The 17,112-nt window shown below is 60.9% G+C and carries 12 protein-coding genes; 7 read left to right on the top strand and 5 right to left on the bottom strand.

What is annotated here, in order from left to right:
* Positions 1 to 1,095, bottom strand: a complete 1,095-nt coding sequence (locus IMCC21224_RS00665) for a carboxynorspermidine decarboxylase (protein ID WP_047993689.1) — start codon at positions 1,093 to 1,095, stop codon at positions 1 to 3.
* A gap of 389 nt (positions 1,096 to 1,484) precedes the next feature.
* On the opposite strand from IMCC21224_RS00665, the gene mutL reads away from it, so the two are divergent.
* The 5 genes from mutL to lpdA all read left to right on the top strand — a co-directional run bounded on the left by mutL (position 1,485) and on the right by lpdA (position 10,552).
* Positions 1,485 to 3,326, top strand: a complete 1,842-nt coding sequence (mutL, locus tag IMCC21224_RS00660; RefSeq protein ID WP_047993688.1) for a DNA mismatch repair endonuclease MutL — start codon at positions 1,485 to 1,487, stop codon at positions 3,324 to 3,326.
* Positions 3,323 to 4,507, top strand: coding sequence for a DNA recombination protein RmuC (locus IMCC21224_RS00655; protein ID WP_047993687.1), 1,185 nt, complete (start codon positions 3,323 to 3,325; stop codon positions 4,505 to 4,507). Before mutL ends, IMCC21224_RS00655 begins: the two co-directional genes overlap by 4 nt.
* 349 nt (positions 4,508 to 4,856) lie before the next feature.
* A complete protein-coding gene (gene aceE, locus IMCC21224_RS00650; RefSeq protein WP_047993686.1) occupies positions 4,857 to 7,514 on the top strand; it encodes a pyruvate dehydrogenase (acetyl-transferring), homodimeric type in 2,658 nt (885 codons plus the stop codon).
* Entirely contained in the window at positions 7,474 to 8,799 is a 1,326-nt protein-coding gene (aceF, locus tag IMCC21224_RS00645) for a dihydrolipoyllysine-residue acetyltransferase (protein WP_255347978.1), read from the top strand. The genes aceE and aceF overlap by 41 nt, the downstream gene beginning before the upstream one ends.
* Positions 8,800 to 8,812: 13 nt before the next feature.
* The gene (lpdA, locus tag IMCC21224_RS00640) at positions 8,813 to 10,552 is read left to right on the top strand and encodes a dihydrolipoyl dehydrogenase (protein WP_047993685.1); all 1,740 of its coding nucleotides are present in this window, start codon (positions 8,813 to 8,815) and stop codon (positions 10,550 to 10,552) included.
* 125 nt (positions 10,553 to 10,677) lie between these two features.
* Here the strand turns inward: lpdA and IMCC21224_RS00635 are convergent, their stop codons facing one another.
* Positions 10,678 to 11,931 (bottom strand): DNA polymerase IV, encoded by a 1,254-nt coding sequence (locus IMCC21224_RS00635; RefSeq protein ID WP_047993684.1) that lies wholly within the window; start codon positions 11,929 to 11,931, stop codon positions 10,678 to 10,680.
* A gap of 66 nt (positions 11,932 to 11,997) precedes the next feature.
* On the opposite strand from IMCC21224_RS00635, the gene IMCC21224_RS00630 reads away from it, so the two are divergent.
* Complete coding sequence (locus IMCC21224_RS00630) at positions 11,998 to 12,411, top strand: NUDIX hydrolase (RefSeq protein ID WP_047993683.1); 414 nt, start codon at positions 11,998 to 12,000, stop codon at positions 12,409 to 12,411.
* Between the two features lie 140 nt (positions 12,412 to 12,551).
* Here IMCC21224_RS00630 and IMCC21224_RS00625 read toward each other — a convergent pair whose 3' ends face one another.
* Together IMCC21224_RS00625 and pyrF are read right to left on the bottom strand one after the other, a co-directional pair.
* Entirely contained in the window at positions 12,552 to 12,860 is a 309-nt protein-coding gene (locus tag IMCC21224_RS00625; protein WP_053078857.1) for a hypothetical protein, read from the bottom strand.
* A gap of 82 nt (positions 12,861 to 12,942) precedes the next feature.
* Positions 12,943 to 13,656: an orotidine-5'-phosphate decarboxylase gene (gene pyrF, locus IMCC21224_RS00620; RefSeq protein ID WP_047993682.1), complete on the bottom strand. Its 714-nt coding sequence runs from the start codon at positions 13,654 to 13,656 to the stop codon at positions 12,943 to 12,945.
* A gap of 199 nt (positions 13,657 to 13,855) precedes the next feature.
* On the opposite strand from pyrF, the gene clpB reads away from it, so the two are divergent.
* The gene (gene clpB / locus IMCC21224_RS00615) at positions 13,856 to 16,471 is read left to right on the top strand and encodes an ATP-dependent chaperone ClpB (protein ID WP_047993681.1); all 2,616 of its coding nucleotides are present in this window, start codon (positions 13,856 to 13,858) and stop codon (positions 16,469 to 16,471) included.
* A gap of 313 nt (positions 16,472 to 16,784) precedes the next feature.
* On the opposite strand, the gene trxA is transcribed toward clpB, so the two are convergent.
* On the bottom strand, positions 16,785 to 17,105 hold the full coding sequence (gene trxA / locus IMCC21224_RS00610; RefSeq protein WP_047993680.1) for a thioredoxin: 321 nt from the start codon (positions 17,103 to 17,105) through the stop codon (positions 16,785 to 16,787).
* Positions 17,106 to 17,112 lie beyond the last annotated feature (7 nt).

The raw sequence follows: 17,112 nt of genomic DNA, 5'->3' as shown, positions 1-17,112 counted from the left end.
TCAGGACAGCGCTGCGGCAAAATCGTCATAGTCAAACGCGCGGACCTGCCGTGTGGTGCCATCCAGTTCCCGGATCGCGATGCCGGGCATTTTCACGCCGTTGAACCAGTTTTTCTTGACCATTGTATAACCGGCCGCGTCCTGAAACGAAATCCGGTCGCCCGGTTTCAACGGCGCGTCAAAGCGGAATTCGCCAAAGATATCCCCGGCAAGGCAGGATTTGCCGCAGATCATCCATTCATGCGCGCCCGCGTCGGGGCTGACCTTTGCGGCTTCGCGGTAAATCAGCAGATCCAGCATATGCGCCTCGATCGAGCTGTCGACGATGGCAAGGTTCTTGCCGTTGTGCATCGTGTCCAACACCGTCACTTCCAATGTTGCGGCACCGGTGATTGCGGCTTCGCCCGGCTCAAGGTAAACCTGCACGGCGTATCTGGCGGCAAATGCCTTCAGACGCGCCGAAAGCCGCTCAAGTGGATAGCCTTCGCCGGTAAAGTGGATGCCGCCGCCCAGGCTGACCCAGGTCATCTTGTGCAGCGTCGCGCCAAAATTCGTTTCGATCAGGGTCAGCATCTCGTCAAAGCGATCAAAGCTGTCGTTCTCGCAATTGTTGTGAAACATCAGCCCGGTGATCTGATCCGCCACCGCCGCAACCTGCGCGGGGTCACTTTCGCCAAGGCGGCTAAAGGGGCGGGCGGGATCGGCCAGATCAAAGCCCGAAGTCGAGACACCGGGATTCACCCGCAATCCGCGCACGTGATTTTGTGACTCTGCGGCAAAGCGGGCCAGCTGGTTGATCGAATTAAAGATGATCTTGTCGGACTGCGCCAGCACTTCTGCAATCTCGTCATCGGCGTATGCGACGGAATAGGCGTGCGTCTCACCTGGGAACCGGGCCTTGCCCAGCTTGACCTCGTAAAGCGAAGATGAGGTTGTGCCATCCATATATTGGGCCATGAAATCAAACACCGACCACGTGGCAAAGCACTTTAACGCCAGCAATGATTTCGCACCCGATGTCTCTCGCAGCCAGGCGATCTTTTGCAGGTTCGGCAAAAGGCGCGACTTGTCGATGAGATAATAGGGTGTCTGCAACGTTGAATCCTCGTGATCTGTCGGTCCCGGTTCGGGCCGAGTAGTTTATTTTGCGTAGCAAGGCAAATCGCGAATATGTCGGCCTAAGGTATGGCGCAGGCGCGCAACCGTTCCTGCGGTATCACGTGATTTGTGGCGGATGCATGACGGTTACGTCTGATCCTGGCTGCGATTTTCGGTCCGAAGCGCAGGCATCACCCCCGGATGTGTCGTCGGCGACGGTCACGCCCCGCTCGGCCAAAAGATTCACCAGATAACGCAGGCTCGGCGCAAACCTATGGTTCAGCCAAGCCGCGTAAGAGAAATTGGACCACGCGGTTCTGTGTCCTCCAGTCATCCGGCGTATTCTCTGATTTCAGAATCGGGCAGGGCCTGCTAGGTTTAGTGGTATGAATACACATGCCACCCATATGCGCCCCGTAATCCGACAGCTTGACGACGCGGCGATCAACCGTATCGCCGCTGGTGAGGTGGTTGAACGACCTGCCTCGGCAGTCAAGGAACTTGTCGAGAACGCGATTGATGCCGGCGCGCGACGCGTCACAGTCGATCTGGCGGATGGCGGCAAGACGCTGATCCGCGTGACGGATGATGGCTGTGGCATGGCACCGGATGAACTGCCGCTGGCCCTGCGTCGCCACGCGACGTCCAAGATCGACGGCTCTGACCTGCTCGACATCCACTCCTTTGGCTTTCGCGGTGAGGCATTGCCAAGCCTTGGATCGGTCGGGCGGCTGACCATTGCCAGCCGTGCTGCGGGGCATGACGCGGCCGAGGTGCAGGTCAGCGGCGGGGTGGAAAGCGCGGTGCGTCCTGCTGCGCTCAACACCGGCACCCAGGTCACATTGCGGGATCTGTTTTATGCCACGCCGGCGCGACTCAAGTTTCTGCGCACCGACCGTGCGGAATCGCAGGCGGTCGGGGATGTGATCCGTCGGCTGGCCATGGCTGAGCCGTCTGTTGGGTTCTCCCTGCGGGATGTGTCTGGCGGTGGCGAGGGACGCGTGACGTTTCGGGCTGATGCCGTCACCGGCGACCTATTCGATGCGCTGCGTGGGCGACTGAGGCAGGTGATGGGCGCTGAGTTTACCGAAAATGCGCTGCCGATTGACGCCACGCGCGACGGCTTTCGGTTGACGGGCTATGCTGCGCTGCCGACCTATTCGCGTGGCGCGGCGGTGGCGCAGTACTTCTTTGTTAACGGCAGGCCGGTGCGGGACAAGCTGCTGATCGGGGCGCTGCGTGGGGCCTATGCGGATTTCCTCAGCCGCGACCGGCATCCGGCGGTGGCACTGTTTGTGGATTGCGACCCGCATCTGGTGGATGTGAACGTCCACCCTGCGAAATCCGAGGTGCGGTTTCGCGACCCCGGACTTGTGCGTGGATTGATCGTGTCGGCCCTGCGGCATGCGCTGGCCGAGGCCGGGCACCGGGCGTCAAGCACGGTGGCGGGGGCAACCCTGGGCGCGATGCAGCCTGAACCTGTCGCTGGGTCAGCGCCACGTGTCTACCAGATGGACCGCCCCAGCGCCGGGGCGCGGGCCGCGTCCTATGCGGCGCAGGCACCGGGCTTTGCGGATATGGCGGGCAGCTACAGCGGTCGAATGGTCGAAGCCCCGGCTGACGACACCGGCGATGCACCGCAAGAGGCGCGTCCTCTTGGGGCCGCACGTGGACAGGTCCACGAGAATTACATTATCGCACAGACCGGTGATGGCATCGTGATCGTCGATCAGCATGCGGCCCATGAACGGCTGGTCTACGAAAAGCTCAAGCGCCAGATGGCGGAGAATGGCGTCGCCGCGCAGGCCCTGCTGATCCCGGAAATTGTCGAACTCAGCGCAGGTGATGCCGCTTTGCTGCTGGACCATTCAGAGGAATTGTACCGCATGGGTCTGGGTCTGGAACCGTTTGGTGGTGGCGCGGTCGCGGTGCGTGAAACCCCCGCCATTCTGGGCGAGGTCAACGCCGAGGCGCTGTTGCGTGACGTGCTGGACGAATTGTCGGACAACGGCGCAAGCGAACTGGTGCAGGAAAAGATCGAAGCGATTCTAAGCCGCGTTGCCTGCCACGGCTCGATCCGGTCGGGTCGCGTGATGCGCGCTGAAGAAATGAACGCGCTGCTGCGCGAGATGGAGGCGACGCCCCATTCCGGCCAGTGCAACCACGGTCGCCCGACTTATGTCGAGCTGAAGCTAAGCGATATCGAACGACTGTTTGGCCGCACATGATCACGGTGCAGGGGCAGGTCTATGCATTGAGTGATCCGATTGTGCTTTTGATGCTTGCGGGGGGGGCGCTGTTCATGCTGGTGATCTGGCTGCTGATCGCGTCGGCCCGTGCGGCGCAACACTCGGCTCGGCTGGTTGAACCGCTGGCGATGCAGATGGGTCAGGTTGGCGCGCGGATTCAGGCGCTGGGCGAGGGCCAGGAACGACTTGCCGGTGGGCTACATCACGTGAGCGAGGCGCAGGCCACCAGCCAGACCGCCATGCTGCAACTGATGGAGCAGCGATTGGCGGCGGTGCAGTTGCAGATGACGGAGACGCTGCATGGGTCGGCGCGTCGCACGGCGCAATCTCTGGGTGATCTGCAGCAGCGGTTGCAAAGCATTGACAAGGCGCAGGACAACATCTCGAAACTCAGTGGCGATGTGCTGTCGTTGCAGGACATTCTGAGCAACAAACAAACCCGCGGCGCGTTCGGTGAAATTCAGCTGAACGATATCGTCGGCAAGGCGTTGCCGCGCGACAGCTATACGTTGCAGGCGACGCTGAGCAACGGCAAGCGTGCGGATTGCCTGATCCACTTGCCGAACCCGCCTGGCCCAATCTGCATCGACAGCAAATTCCCGCTTGAGGCGTACGAGGCGCTGCGGCGCGCCGATACACAGGATCAACTGACCCGCGCGGCGCAACAACTGCGCCTGGCCGTGCGCAAACACATCCGCGATATTTCAGAGAAATATATCATCGAGGGTGAGACCGCCGACGGCGCGCTGATGTTCCTGCCATCCGAGGCAGTCTATGCCGAACTGCACGGCAATTTTCCCGAGGTGGTGCGCGATGGCTTTACTGCGCGGGTCTGGATCGTCAGTCCGACTACCTGCATGGCGACGCTGAACACCATGCGCGCGATCCTCAAGGATGCGCGGATGCAGGAGCAGGCTGGCGCGATCCGTCGCGAGCTGGGGTTGCTGTATGCTGATGTCGACCGGCTGGGCACGCGGGTCGAGTCGCTCGATCGACATTTCGGTCAGGCGGCCAAAGATATTTCAGACATCAAAATCAGTGCCGACAAAGCTGGGCGCCGGGCGCGACGGCTGGACAATTTCGACTTTGAAGAGCTCGAAGGCACCTCCGATTCCGGCGCCGCTTCCCCCCTTATTCCTGTGGTCGACCAAAGCAGCTGACGGCTGACGGGGCTGGGCCTAAAGTTGGTATTGCGGGCTTTGCTTGCATTTCAGGGACAACCCGTGGTCTGTTGGGTTTAACGACAGAGTCGCGATACGCGACCAAGGGGGAGTTGCTTTTGTTTAGCCTTAAACAATTGTACCCGTGCGATGTGCCATGCATCATGCGCATGGACGTTATGCGCCGGTTGATCTGCCGCAGCGTCATTCGCTGTGCTACCCGAATGCGGAACCCGCACCGCGCAATCCAGAGCGGTTGCTGGTAGATGAAATGCAAAATGGTTTACAGTTAAACTAAATTCGCCGCCCGCCAGTTTTGGGCGTCCGCGCTATCAAGGGAAGAGGACACATGACCGACAGTCGACAAGACATTGATCCGGTAGAATCGCAGGAATGGCAGGAGGCGATCGAGGATGTCATTCAACGGGATGGCGCCAATCGCGCGCATTTCCTGCTGGACAAGGCCGTGCAGCAGGCGCGTGCCGCTGGTGCCAACCTGCCGTTTTCCGCTACCACGCCGTATCAGAACACGATCTCGCCTGATGATGAGCTGGAGATCCCGGGCGATACGGAAATGGAATGGCGAATCCGCACGATCAACCGCTGGAATGCCATGGCGACGGTTGTTCGTCGCAATAAGGAAAGCAGCGAATACGGCGGGCACATTGCCAGCTTTGCCTCGTCCGCTTGCATGTATGATGTTGGTCTGAACCATTTCTGGCGCTCCAAATCGGCCATTCATGGCGGCGATCTGGTGTTCTTTCAGGGCCATGTCGTGCCTGGTATCTATGCCCGATCGTTCATGGAAGGGCGCCTGACGGCAGAGCAGATGGAAATGTTCCGCTCAGAAGTCAGCGGCAATGGCCTCAGCTCATATCCGCACCCGTGGCTGATGCCGGATTATTGGCAGTTCCCGACGGTTTCGATGGGTCTGGGGCCGCTGATGGCGATCTACCAGGCGCGGTTCATGAAATATATGCACAACCGTGGCCTGATCGACGCCGCAGACCGCAAGGTTTGGGTGTTCCTTGGCGACGGTGAAATGGACGAACCCGAAAGTCTGGGGGCAATCAGCCTTGCCGCGCGTGAGGGGTTGGACAACCTGATCTTTGTTGTGAACTGCAACCTTCAGCGTCTTGACGGGCCGGTGCGTGGGAACGGCAAGATCGTCCAGGAACTCGAGGGCAACTTCCGCGGCTCTGGCTGGAACGTGATCAAGCTGCTCTGGGGCAAAGGCTGGGATCAGCTGCTGGAAAAAGACATCTCTGGCAAGCTGCGGCAGTTGATGGACGAAACAGTGGACGGCGATTATCAGACATTCAAGTCCAAGGACGGCGCCTATATCCGCGAGCATTTCTTTGGCAAATACCCCGAGACAGCGGCGCTGGTCGAAGACTGGACGGACGATCAGATCTGGTCGCTGCGGCGCGGCGGGCACGATCCGAAAAAGGTCTATACCGCGTTCAAGCGCGCGACCGAGACCAAGGGCCAGCCGACCTGTCTTTTGGTCAAGACGGTCAAGGGCTACGGCATGGGCACGGCCGGCGAAGGCCAGAACACCACGCATCAGCAGAAAAAGATGGCGACAGAACAGTTGCGCGCCATGCGCGATCGGTTTCAGGTGCCCGTCTCGGACGAGGATCTGCCGAACGCGCCTCTGGTCAGCCTCAACAATGCGCAAAAGGCCTATTTGACCGAGCGCCGCCGCGAATTGGGCGGGGCGTTCCCGAAACGCGACTGGCGTGACGCGCCCAAGCTTGAGATCCCGGCGCTGTCCGCGTTCAAAAGTCAGCTGGAATCGACCGGCGAGCGTGAAATCTCGACCACGATGGCGTTTGTTCGTATCCTCACCACGCTGCTGCGTGACAAGAAGATCGGCAAAAATGTCGTGCCGATCGTGCCGGACGAATCCCGCACCTTTGGCATGGAAGGACTGTTCCGGTCGGTGGGTATCTATAATCCGCTGGGTCAGAACTATACCCCGCAAGACGCCGACCAGATGATGTTCTATAAAGAGAGCAAGGACGGTCAGGTTCTGCAGGAAGGCATCAACGAGGCCGGTGCCATGGCCGACTGGATCGCGGCGGCGACGTCCTATTCCACCCACGGCGTGCCGATGATCCCGTTCTACATCTATTATTCGATGTTCGGGTTCCAGCGGATCGGTGATCTGGCCTGGGCGGCGGGCGACAGCCGGGCGCGCGGCTTTATGCTGGGCGGCACGGCGGGACGCACGACGCTGAACGGCGAAGGGTTGCAGCACGAGGACGGGCACAGCCATATCCTTGCCGGTACCATTCCGAACTGCATCAGCTACGACCCGACCTTCAGCTACGAAGTGGCGGTCATTGTGCGCCACGGGCTTCAGCGGATGTTCATCGATCAGGAGGATGTGTATTTCTATCTGACCCTGATGAACGAAAACTACAGCCACCCGGAAATGCCGATGGGGTCCGAAGAGGGCATCATCAAGGGCCTATACCGGATGTCCAAGACCGCAAAACCGGCCAAGCGTCACGTGAACCTGATGGGATCGGGCACGATCCTGGTTCAGGCGATCAAGGCGGCCAAGTTGCTCAAGGACGATTTCGGCGTCACGTCTGATATCTGGTCGGCGACCAGCTTTAACGAGCTGGCCCGCGACGGGCAGGATTGTGCACGGCAAAACCGGCTGAACCCGTTTGCCGCAGAAAAGGTGCCGTATGTCACTCAGACGCTCGAAGGGGTCAGCGGACCGATCATCGCTGCCACCGACTATATGAAGAACTACGCCGAACAGATCCGCAGCTATGTGCCAAACCGATTCACTGTGCTCGGGACGGACGGGTTCGGACGGTCGGACAGCCGGGTGAACCTGCGACGGTTCTTTGAGGTGGACGCAAATCACATCGCGGCGGCGGCCATGGTTGATCTCTATCGCGAGGGGGCAGTGTCCGAAAAGGATCTGCAAAGCGCGCTGAGCAAATATGAAATCGACGGCGGCAAGCCGAACCCGCGCCTGGTCTGAGCGACGGAACGAGGAGAAAACGACAATGACGACTGAAGTAAAAGTTCCGGATATCGGCGATTTCAAAGACGTGCCGATTGTCACAATCCTGGTGTCGGTGGGTGACACCGTGGCCGTCGAGGATGCGCTGATCGAGCTGGAATCAGACAAGGCAACGCTCGAAGTGCCATCGCCCAAGGCCGGTGTGATCAAAGAGATCAAAGTGTCCGAAGGTGACAAGGTGTCCGAGGGCAGCCTGATCATGCTGGTCGAGGAAAGCGGTGAAGCTGCTGCCCCCGCCAAGGAAGATTCAAAAGCCGAGCCGCCGAAAGAGACAAAGGAGGCACCTGCCGCTGCCCCCGCTGCGGCGACGTCGGCACCGCTCACGGATGCAGGATTTTCTAAGGTGCATGCGTCACCGTCAGTGCGGGCTTTTGCGCGCAACGTCGATGTGGACCTGAACAAGGTCAATGGTTCGGGCCGCAAGGGCCGGATCCTGCGCGAAGACGTAATGAAGGCGCTGAAATCTACGGCTGCCCCCGCTGCGGCGGCTACGGCGCAGGGCGGCATGGGTATCCCGCCGATCCCGGTGGTGGATTTCAGCAAATTCGGTCGGGTCGAAGATGTAGAAATGGCCCGGATCAAGAAACTGTCAGGCCCGGCGCTGCACCGGTCCTGGCTGAACATCCCGCATGTGACCCACAACGAAGAGGCGGATATCACCGACCTCGACAAGTACCGCAAGGAGCTGGACACGGAGGCCAAGAACGAAGGCTACCGCGTCACGCTGCTGTCGTTCCTGGTCAAGGCGTCGGTGTCGGCACTGAAAAAGCACTGGGAATTCAACAGCTCACTGCACCCTGATGGCGACAAGCTGATCAAGAAGGATTACTATAACATCGGCTTTGCGGCGGACACGCCGAACGGTCTGATGGTGCCGGTGATCAAGGATGCGGACCGCAAGGGCATCGTCGAGATTTCCATGGACTTGCAGGAACTGTCGAAAAAGGCCCGCGACGGTGCGCTGAAAGGCCCTGACATGCAGGGTGCCACGTTCACCATTTCGTCGCTGGGCGGAATCGGGGGCACGTCGTTTACCCCCATCGTCAACGCGCCCGAAGTGGCGATCCTGGGCCTGACCCGGTCCAAGATGGCGCCGGTCTGGAACGGCACGGAATTTGTGCCGCGCAACATGCTGCCAATGTCGCTGTCTTATGACCACCGCGCAATCGACGGCGCGCTGGCGGCACGCTTTGCCGCGCATCTGAAATACCTGCTGGGCGATGCCCGGCGGCTGATGTTGTAAGGGGGCTTTGAGAATGGATATCAAGGTACCCGACATTGGGGATTTCAAGGATGTGCCGGTCCTCAGCATTCTGGTGGCTGTCGGTGATACGGTCGCCAAGGAAGACGCCCTGATCGAGTTGGAGTCGGACAAGGCGACGCTGGAGGTCCCGTCGCCCGCCGCAGGTAAGGTGACAGAGATCAAGGTGAAAGAGGGCGACAAGGTGTCCGAGGGATCGGTCATCATGGTATTTGAAGGCGCAGAGGCAAGTGATGCCCCAGCCGCTGCCAAGGAAGAGGCTCCAAAAGAGGCTCCAAAATCCGTGGCAGCGTCCGGCACGGCCACGGGCAAAGGCGATGTCCATGCCGAGGTGGTCGTTCTGGGGTCTGGCCCCGGCGGCTACACGGCGGCGTTCCGCGCTGCGGATCTGGGCAAATCGGTCATCCTGATCGAAAAGTACCCCGTTCTGGGCGGCGTTTGCCTGAACGTCGGCTGCATCCCCTCCAAGGCGCTGCTGCATGTCGCCAAGGTCATTACCGAAGCCGAAGAGATGAAGAGCCACGGCGTCAGCTTTGGCAAGCCAAAGGTCGATCTGGATGCGCTGCGCGATTTCAAGAACGGCGTTGTCACCCAGCTGACCGGCGGTCTGGATGGTCTGAGCAAGGCCCGCAAGATCAAGGTCGTGACCGGCTATGGCCGCTTTACCGGGCCAAACATGATTTCGGTCGAAGGCGACGACGGCGTGACCAAGGTCAGCTTTGACCAGTGCATCATCGCCGCTGGATCCGAACCGGTCAGCCTTCCGTTCATTCCGCAGGACGACGACCGGGTGATCGACAGCACCGGCGCGCTGGAACTGAAGGATGTGCCGAAACGGCTGCTGGTTCTGGGCGGCGGCATTATCGGTCTGGAAATGGCCTGCGTCTATGATGCTCTGGGGTCCAAGGTCACGGTGGTCGAATTCATGGACCAGCTGATGCCCGGCGCTGACAAGGACATGGTCAAGCCGCTGCACAAGCGGATCGAGGGGCGGTACGAAAACATCCTGCTCAAGACCAAGGTCAAGAATGTCGAGGCGCTCAAAGGTGGGCTCAAGGTCACCTTCGAAGATGACAAAGGCGCAGAGACCACCGACACCTTTGACAAGGTGCTGGTGGCCGTGGGCCGCAAACCCAACGGCAAGATGATTGATGCCGAAGCGGCGGGTGTGGCGGTGGACGATCGCGGCTTTATCGCCGTAGATCACCAGCAGCGCACCGGCGTGGCGCATATCTTTGCCATCGGCGACGTGGTGGGTCAGCCGATGCTGGCGCACAAGGCGGTCCACGAAGGCAAGGTTGCCGCCGAAGTGGCTGCGGGCGAAAAGCGCGCCTTTGACGCCAAGGTCATCCCGTCGGTCGCCTATACCGACCCCGAGGTAGCCTGGGTCGGCGTCACCGAAACCGAAGCCAAGGCCAAGGGCATTCCCTATGAAAAGGGCGTGTTCCCTTGGGCTGCATCGGGGCGGTCGCTGGCAAATGGCCGCAGCGAGGGCATCACCAAGCTGCTGTTCGATCCCGAGGATCAGCGCGTGATCGGCGCCTCGATTGTCGGTACCAACGCGGGCGATCTGATCGCCGAGGTCGCGCTGGCCATCGAAATGGGCGCGGACGCGGTCGATCTGGGCCACACCATCCACCCGCACCCGACCTTGTCGGAGACCGTGAACTTTGCCGCCGAGATGTTCGAGGGCACGATCACCGATCTGATGCCGCCCAAGAAGAAAAAGCACTGACGCGGGCGTCTCTTCGCAATCGCAACGCACAGGAAACGGGCCCACCTGGACCCGTTTTCCGTGTCACCCCTGTGAACTGAGGGCCCGTCGCGGACATGCGAAATCCGCGAAACGTCACCCGAGCCTTAGCGCAGTGCGCGCCCTTTGAGGATCGCATCAGCACCGAAACGGCCGCGGATGGCATCCGTTGCGCGTTCGGCCCCGGCGCGTCGCGCGGCACCGGGGTCGAGCAGATCGGTGCTAAGATCGCCGTCCTGAGCCGGGCGCAGGTCCGACAGGCCGGCCCCCAATAGCCGGTACGGCCCCTGATCCCCCACCTGATCGAATAGCCCGCGTGCCGTGCGATATATCCGGTCAGCCATCTGTGTCGCGTCGTGCAGGGCAATCCGGCGCGAGATCAGTGCGAAATTGGCACGTTTCAGTTTCAAGGTCACAACCCGGCCAGCCAGATCCTTGGCCTTGGCCCGGTCCGAAACCTTTTCGCACATCCGCCAGAGGTGCCCGTCCAGCAGATCCGGGTTGGCGGTATCCTCGTGAAAGGTGGTCTCGTTTGATATCGACTTCATCGGGCGGTCACGGGACACGCGGCGCATGTCGATGCCGCGCGCCAAATGCCACAACCGATCCCCCATCGACCCGAACCGGGCGGCGAGATCGCGCCGGTCCCAGCGCAAAAGATCGTCAAAGGTGCGGATGCCGGCCCGTTCCAGAGACTCCTGGCCCGACGTGCCCACACCCCAGATCAGACGGACCGGTTTGGGGCGCAAAAACGCTTCGGTTTCGGACTCGCCGATGACGGAAAAGCCGTGCGGCTTATCGAGATCCGAGGCGATCTTGGCCAGAAATTTGTTGTGCGACAGCCCGATTGAGCCAGTCAGCCCCAACTCGTCGCGCATCCGGCGGATCAGCCGTGCCAGAATGACCGCAGGCGGCGCGCCGTGCAGTCGCGCGGTACCACGCAGATCCAGAAACGCCTCGTCCAGCGATAGCGGTTCGATGGCGGGGGTCAACTCCTCCATCAGCGCACGAATGGCGCGGGATGCGTCGACATAGGCCTGCATGCGGGGTTTGACGATCACCGCGTCGGGGCACAGGGCCAGCGCCTTGAACATCGGCATGGCGGATCGCACACCGCGAATGCGCGCGATATAGCAGGCGGTAGAGACGACACCGCGCCGCCCGCCGCCGATGATCACCGGTTTGTCGGCCAGTTCCGGGTTGTCGCGTTTTTCGACCGAGGCGTAGAATGCGTCGCAATCCATATGCGCGATGGACAGATCCCACAGCTCCGCATGGGCCACAACACGCGGGCTTCGGCAGACCGGGCAGCGTGGGCCGCTGTCGAACCGGGTCAGGCAATCGCGACAAAGCGCAGGCATCTCTCTCGTCATTCCGGGATGAGTGATTATCTGTGTCCAGTATAGCGCAGGCACGAAAGGCAGGCCATGACCCAGAGTGACGGGATTTTTGTCGGCGCCAAGCTGATGTTGTTTCTGGGCGGGTCGCTATTGGTGATCCGGCGGGACCATACGCCGGGGATCACCTGGCCGGGATATCTGGATTTTCCTGGCGGTGGGCGCGAGGGCGATGAAACTGCGGCTGAATGTGCGCTGCGCGAAACCCGCGAAGAGGTGGGGTTGATCGTACCGGAACAGGCGCTGATCTGGCGTCACGAAGCGTGGCGAAATGGTCGACGCAACTGGTTTTTTGCTGCGCATCAGGATGCCGGGCGGGAATCCGAAGTGGTTTTTGGTGATGAAGGTGACGGCTGGTCGCTGATGCCGCCGGGCGATTTCCTGACCCGAAACGATGCGATCCCACATTTTCAGGACGAACTGCGGCGATATCTTGAGAAATAGAAAAAAACCGGGGCGCGGCGGGGATGTGCCGGCCCCGGTCAGTGGAAAGAGACCTGAGGGACAGAAAAGGCCTCTTGAGAACCGACAGGCAGGAGTCGGTCTACTCGGGAAACTGGGTTGTGGCGGTCAGTTTGTGGCGGTCAGGCGGAACGCAGGCCGAACAGCTGATGCAGCCATTCTGACGGACGGGACATGGTGCGCGTTGTCTGGCGTGCCTCAATCCGTTCGGATTGCAGCCGTGCCCTAAGTGATCCGGGCAGGTCGATACGGCGCAGCGCTTCGTTCCACAGACCGTTGGCGGCGACACTGAAATCTGTCGCCAGCGGCGCGGGATATTGGCTTGCCACGCGCACCCGCCCCTGATCCGTGTGAAAGGTCACAAGGGCCTCAAAGCTTTGGGTCGCGGCGTTGTAGGACACGCTCCCGATTTGGGTCTTGTTCTTATCCATGCTCTGGTCCTCTCTTTGATGACCGTTGATGCATGGTTAACGTGCGCCGTGGCAAAAGGTTCCCACGCGGCGTTCTGGGTGATCAGGCCGGGGGCACCAGGGCCATTTCCGCAAGAATCGCCTGAACCGCAGCACGCGGATCATCGGCCTGCCAAACCGGACGACCAACGACGATATGGTTCGCGCCATCGGCAACGGCGCTGCTGGGGGTCGCGATGCGTTTCTGATCACCGTGGTCCGTGCCTGCGGGACGCACGCCGGGGGTTACGATCAGTTTGCCCGTCGCTTGCGGCAAAGCGCGGATCAACGCGGCCTCATTGGGTGAGGCGATGATGCCATCGGCACCGGCCTCGAACGCGCGGGCGGCGCGCTGTGTGACCAGGTCGGGGATGTCACCGGCCTGAATCAGGCAATCGTCCAGATCAGCCCGGTCAAGTGAGGTGAGGATTGTGACGGCGAGGATTTTGAGATCCTTGCCGCTCGCGCCTTCCTTGGCGGCGCGGACCACATGCGGATCGCCATGGACGGTCAGGAAATCAAGGTCGAATTGTGCCAGCCCCCGCACCGCGTGTTCCACCGTCGCGCCGATGTCGAACAGCTTCATGTCCAGAAAGATGCGTTTGCCATGCTGCTGCTTCAGCTCATCCGCCAGTGCAAGCCCGCCACCGGTCAGCATCCCCAACCCGATCTTGTAGAACGAGACGCTGTCGCCCAGCGTTTCGGCCAGCTTTAGCCCGGCGAGGGCGTTGGGCACATCCATCGCAACAATCAGGCGGTCATCTGCGCGCAGGGTCATTGTGCTCTCCTTGATACATGCGGTGGTGATGCAGGCAGGAACCAACCACGTCAAGAGGGCGGCAGGCGGGGAAATGTGGGTGCAGATCACTTGAACCAGCGCGGGCACGCGCCCATTTCTTGATCAGAGGCCCATCCGGGCGCGTGCTGCAAAGTCAGGCGTGCCCAAATCCAACTGGGCGCTTATAAAGGAGAATACGATGAACTTAGAAAAGTTCACGGAGCGGTCGCGTGGGTTCATTCAGGCGGCGCAAACCATCGCGATGCGGGAAAGCCACCAAAGGCTGGCCCCCGAACACATCCTCAAGGCACTTCTGGACGACGATCAGGGGCTGGCCAGCAACCTGATTTCCCGCGCGGGCGGTGCGCCGCAGCGCGTGGCGCAGGCGGTCGAAGTGGCGCTGAACAAGATCCCCAAGGTCAGCGGCGACGCGGGTCAGGTCTATCTGGACAGCGCAACCGGCAAAGTTCTGGACGAGGCCGAGAAAATCGCCAAAAAGGCCGGCGATTCCTTTGTCCCGGTCGAGCGGATTCTGATGGCGCTGGGCATGGTCAAATCCCCTGCCAAGGATGCGCTTGAGGCTGGTGCTGTCACGCCGCAAAAGCTGAACGAGGCGGTGAACGATATCCGCAAGGGGCGCACGGCAGATTCGGCGTCGGCCGAAGAGGGGTATGACGCGCTCAAGAAATATGCGCGCGATCTGACGCAAGCCGCCGAAGAGGGCAAGATCGACCCGATCATTGGCCGCGACGAAGAAATCCGTCGCACCATGCAGGTTCTGAGCCGCAGGACCAAGAACAACCCGGTGCTGATTGGTGAACCGGGCGTTGGCAAGACGGCGATTGCCGAGGGGCTGGCGCTGCGCATCATCAGCGGTGACGTGCCTGAGTCGTTGCGCAACAAACGCCTGATGGCGCTCGACATGGGGTCGTTGATCGCCGGGGCAAAGTATCGCGGTGAGTTCGAGGAACGGCTCAAGGCGATCCTGACCGAAGTGACCGAAGCCGCAGGCGAAATCATCCTGTTCATCGACGAGATGCACACGCTGGTCGGCGCGGGCAAGGCAGACGGCGCGATGGATGCGTCGAACCTGTTGAAACCGGCGCTGGCGCGGGGCGAATTGCATTGCGTCGGGGCCACCACGCTGGACGAATATCGCAAGCATGTGGAAAAGGATGCGGCGCTGGCCCGTCGATTCCAGCCTGTGATGGTCAACGAGCCGACGGTCGAGGATACGATTTCGATCCTGCGCGGCATCAAGGAAAAGTACGAGCTGCATCACGGGGTACGGATCTCGGACTCGGCACTGGTGGCGGCGGCGACGTTGTCGCACCGCTATATCACCGACCGCTTCCTGCCGGACAAGGCCATTGACCTGATGGACGAGGCGGCGTCGCGTTTGCGCATGGAAGTGGACAGCAAGCCCGAAGAGCTGGATCAGCTCGACCGTAACATCCTGCAGATGCAGATCGAGCAGGAGGCGCTGAAGAAAGAGGATGATCAGGCCAGTAAGGACCGGCTTGAGACGCTTCAGAAAGAGCTGGCCGAGTTGCAGGAACGCGCGTCTGAGATGACCGCCAAGTGGCAGGCCGAGCGTGACAAGCTGGGTGCCGCGCGCGAGCTGAAAGAACAGCTCGATCATGCCCGCGCCGAGTTGGAGATCGCCAAGCGCGAGGGCAATTTGGCCAAGGCCGGAGAGCTGTCTTACGGCGTCATCCCGCAGCTTGAGAAACAGTTGGGCGAGGCCGAAAGCGCCGAAGGCGACATGATGGTCGAAGAAGCGGTGTGGCCCGAGCAGATTGCCCAGGTCGTGGAACGCTGGACCGGCATTCCCACCAGTCGGATGCTGGAAGGCGAGCGCGAAAAACTGCTGCGGATGGAAGACGGCCTGCATAAACGGGTTGTCGGTCAGAATGCAGCCGTGCGGGCGGTGGCCAATGCCGTGCGCCGTGCGCGGGCCGGTCTGAATGACGAGAACCGGCCGCTGGGCTCGTTCCTGTTCCTTGGACCGACTGGCGTTGGTAAAACCGAGCTGACCAAGGCTGTGGCCGAGTTCCTGTTCGATGATGACAACGCGATGGTGCGCGTCGACATGAGCGAATTTATGGAAAAGCACAGCGTTGCGCGTCTGATCGGTGCCCCTCCGGGGTACGTCGGCTATGAAGAAGGCGGTGTACTGACCGAAGCGGTGCGGCGGCGTCCCTATCAGGTGATCCTGTTCGACGAGGTCGAAAAGGCGCATCCGGATGTGTTCAACGTGCTGTTGCAGGTTCTGGACGATGGTGTGCTGACTGATGGTCAGGGGCGCACAGTCGATTTCAAGCAGACGCTGATTGTGCTGACTTCGAACCTTGGGGCACAGGCCCTCAGCATGATGCCGGACGGGGCTGACCCGTCAGATGCGCGGCGCGATGTAATGGATGCAGTGCGGGCGCATTTCCGGCCCGAGTTCCTGAACCGTTTGGATGAAACCATCATCTTTGACCGGCTTGCACGTCAGGACATGGCCGGGATTGTCGAAATCCAGATGCGACGCCTGTTGAAACGTCTTGCCGCGCGCAAGATCGGGCTTAAGCTGGACGACGGGGCACGAAAGTGGCTGGCCGATGAAGGCTATGATCCGGTGTTTGGGGCACGGCCATTGAAACGGGTGATTCAGCGTGCGTTGCAGGATCCGCTGGCTGAGATGCTGCTGGCCGGTGATGTCGCTGATGGTGACCTGATCCCGGTCACGGCGGGCAGCGACGGGCTGATCATTGGCGACCGGGTGGCGGCGTCGAATCGACCCAGACCAGACAATGCCGTCGTCCATTAGCGTCAGCGGCGCATAGCCAAGGCCCGCCAGATCGGCGGGCCTTTTTGGCATTCCTTCGCCGCCACTGGATCCGGGTGACCATATTTGCCTGCGATGGCGCGCGAACACGCTATTTCACCCTCAGATACACCACCGTGTCTGCCGGTCTCTTGTCCGGCAATCGGTCTATTCGCATGTATGTGCCCTGGGCAACGCAACGCAGCGAACGCAAACGCCGTTTATTCCGGCATCCATGCCACCAACAGAGCCATGACAAACGAAAAAGGGCCCGCGTGCTGCGCGGGCCCTTTGGGATCTGAGTCTGAGACGAGGTTCAGATTGAGTCTTCGATCCAGCCTTTGAGCGCCGCCTTGGGGGCTGCGCCGGCACGGTTCGAAATCACCTGACCGTCCTTAAAGATGAACAGCGCCGGTATGCCGCGCACGCCCATGGCCGCGGCGGAATTGGGGTTGCTGTCGACATCGACCTTGGCGACTTTGATCTTGTCGCCGTATTCAGCGGCCAACTCTTCCAGAGCCGGGCCGATCTGTTTGCACGGCCCGCACCATTCGGCCCAGAAATCCACAATAACAGGAACGGCGGAGTTTTTTACTTCGTCGTCAAAAGTGGCGTCGGTCACAGCGACGGTTGCCATCGGCTTT

This window comes from Puniceibacterium sp. IMCC21224 (genome assembly GCF_001038505.1).
Taxonomy (GTDB): Bacteria; Pseudomonadota; Alphaproteobacteria; order Rhodobacterales; family Rhodobacteraceae; genus Puniceibacterium.
The sequence above is the reverse complement of the archived record's forward strand: the minus strand, read 5'-3'. Positions and strand labels throughout refer to the sequence as shown.

What these genes read in the sequence shown, in the direction of transcription:
- mutL (WP_047993688.1), top strand. Translation starts at nt 1,485, where the DNA reads ATGAATACACATGCCACCCATATGCGCCCCGTAATCCGACAGCTTGAC.
- IMCC21224_RS00655 (WP_047993687.1), top strand. Translation starts at nt 3,323, where the DNA reads ATGATCACGGTGCAGGGGCAGGTCTATGCATTGAGTGATCCGATTGTG.
- aceE (WP_047993686.1), top strand. Translation starts at nt 4,857, where the DNA reads ATGACCGACAGTCGACAAGACATTGATCCGGTAGAATCGCAGGAATGG.
- aceF (WP_255347978.1), top strand. Translation starts at nt 7,474, where the DNA reads ATGAAATCGACGGCGGCAAGCCGAACCCGCGCCTGGTCTGAGCGACGG.
- lpdA (WP_047993685.1), top strand. Translation starts at nt 8,813, where the DNA reads ATGGATATCAAGGTACCCGACATTGGGGATTTCAAGGATGTGCCGGTC.
- IMCC21224_RS00635 (WP_047993684.1), bottom strand. Translation starts at nt 11,931, where the DNA reads ATGCCTGCGCTTTGTCGCGATTGCCTGACCCGGTTCGACAGCGGCCCA.
- IMCC21224_RS00630 (WP_047993683.1), top strand. Translation starts at nt 11,998, where the DNA reads ATGACCCAGAGTGACGGGATTTTTGTCGGCGCCAAGCTGATGTTGTTT.
- IMCC21224_RS00625 (WP_053078857.1), bottom strand. Translation starts at nt 12,860, where the DNA reads ATGGATAAGAACAAGACCCAAATCGGGAGCGTGTCCTACAACGCCGCG.
- pyrF (WP_047993682.1), bottom strand. Translation starts at nt 13,656, where the DNA reads ATGACCCTGCGCGCAGATGACCGCCTGATTGTTGCGATGGATGTGCCC.
- clpB (WP_047993681.1), top strand. Translation starts at nt 13,856, where the DNA reads ATGAACTTAGAAAAGTTCACGGAGCGGTCGCGTGGGTTCATTCAGGCG.
- trxA (WP_047993680.1), bottom strand. Translation starts at nt 17,105, where the DNA reads ATGGCAACCGTCGCTGTGACCGACGCCACTTTTGACGACGAAGTAAAA.